1 protein-coding gene is annotated in these 1,498 nt (G+C 72.4%); it reads right to left on the bottom strand.

What is annotated here, in order from left to right; translation table 11 throughout:
• The coding region (locus AB0C29_RS48015; RefSeq protein ID WP_360835004.1) for a glycosyltransferase at positions 1-1,447 on the bottom strand (1,447 nt) is incomplete at its 3' end.
• Positions 1,448-1,498: the final 51 nt, after the last annotated feature.

The raw sequence follows: 1,498 nt of genomic DNA, 5'->3' as shown, positions 1-1,498 counted from the left end.
CGCTGACGGGCTCGGCTGACTCGCCGCCGGTGTCGAAGCCCGCGCGGTGCATCACGCCCCACTCGGCCCGGCGCCCGTGCAGGGCCCCCAGCGCGCCCCGGACCTGCCACACCGCGAGGATCTGCCGGTAGCCGAAGTTCTCCAGGATCGCCGCGAGCACCCCGCGCACCAGGTCGCCCCAGCGCGGATAGCGGTGGAACGAGACCTCCTCGATGAACAGTGAGGCCAGGCTGACCAGCAGCCCGTAGCCGTAGGCGACCAGCACGAAGCGCCAGACGAACGCGAGGTCGACGGCGTCCACCCAGAGCCCCAGCGGCAGCAGCACCAGCGCCGCCAGCTCGATGAACGGCGCCAGCAGCTCGAAGACCACGTAGTACGGCAGCGCGATCAGCCCGATCCGGCCGTACCGGGGATTGGCGATCATGCCGCGGTGCTTGCGCAGGATCTCCGCGATGCCGCGGTGCCAGCGCCGCCGCTGGCGGCCCAGCACCCGCAGGCCGGCGGGCGCCTCGCTCCAGCTGACCGGTTCGGCGACGAAGATGACCCGGTAGTCCTGGCGCCGCCGGCGCAGATGGTGGTGCAGCCGCACCACCAGCTCGGCGTCCTCGCCGATGGTGTCGGTGGCCATGCCGCCGATCTCGACGACCAGGTCGCGGCGGAAGACCCCGAACGCGCCGGAGATCACCACCAGGCCGCCGAGGCGCGACCAGCCGGTGCGGCCCATCAGGAACGCGCGCAGGTACTCGACCACCTGGATGCGGACCAGCCACTGCCGGGGCATCCGCACGTCCACCACGCGGCCGCCGACGACCTTGCACCCGTTGGCGATGCGCACCACGCCGCCGCACGCCGCCACCCGCAGCGGGTCGTCACCGAAGGGCTTGGCCACCGACAGCAGGGCGTCCGGGTCCAGCACCGAGTCGGCGTCGACCATGCAGATCAGCGGGTGCCGGGCCAGGTTGATGCCGACGTTGAGGGCGTCGGCCTTGCCGCCGTTGGTCTTGCGGACCACGGTGAGGGTCTCCGGGTTGGCCCGGGCGACGTGCACGGAGAGCACCCGCGACTGGTACGGCACCTCGGCCGGCACCACCCGCGGCACCTCGACCAGGTCGAACTCGGCCCGCAGCAGCTCGAACGTGTCGTCGCTGGAGCCGTCGTCGACCACCACGACCTCGTAGCGCGGATAGCGCAGCGCGGTCATCGCCGTGACCGCGGCGACGATCCCCGGCCCCTCGTTGTACGCCGGCACGATCACCGACACGGGCAGCGTCAGCGGGCTGCGGAACATGTCGTCGGCCCCGGCGAACGGCGCCCGCCGCAGGTGCCGGCCGAACTCGAGCCCGGCCAGCACGATCAGCACCAGGTAGCTGCTGTTCAGCGCGACGAAGTAGGCGAAGATCGTGACGTCGGTGTAGTGCAGGATGTCGCGGATGAGCCCGGCCGTCACGCCCCGGCCCCCACACGTTCCCCGTGCTCGGCCCCGACCCGCGACAGCGCC

The organism is Actinoplanes sp. NPDC048791 (assembly GCF_040650095.1).
Classification (GTDB): Bacteria; Actinomycetota; Actinomycetes; order Mycobacteriales; family Micromonosporaceae; genus Actinoplanes.
Note: the sequence above shows the minus strand (reverse complement) of the source record. Positions and strands in the feature narration are given on the sequence as shown.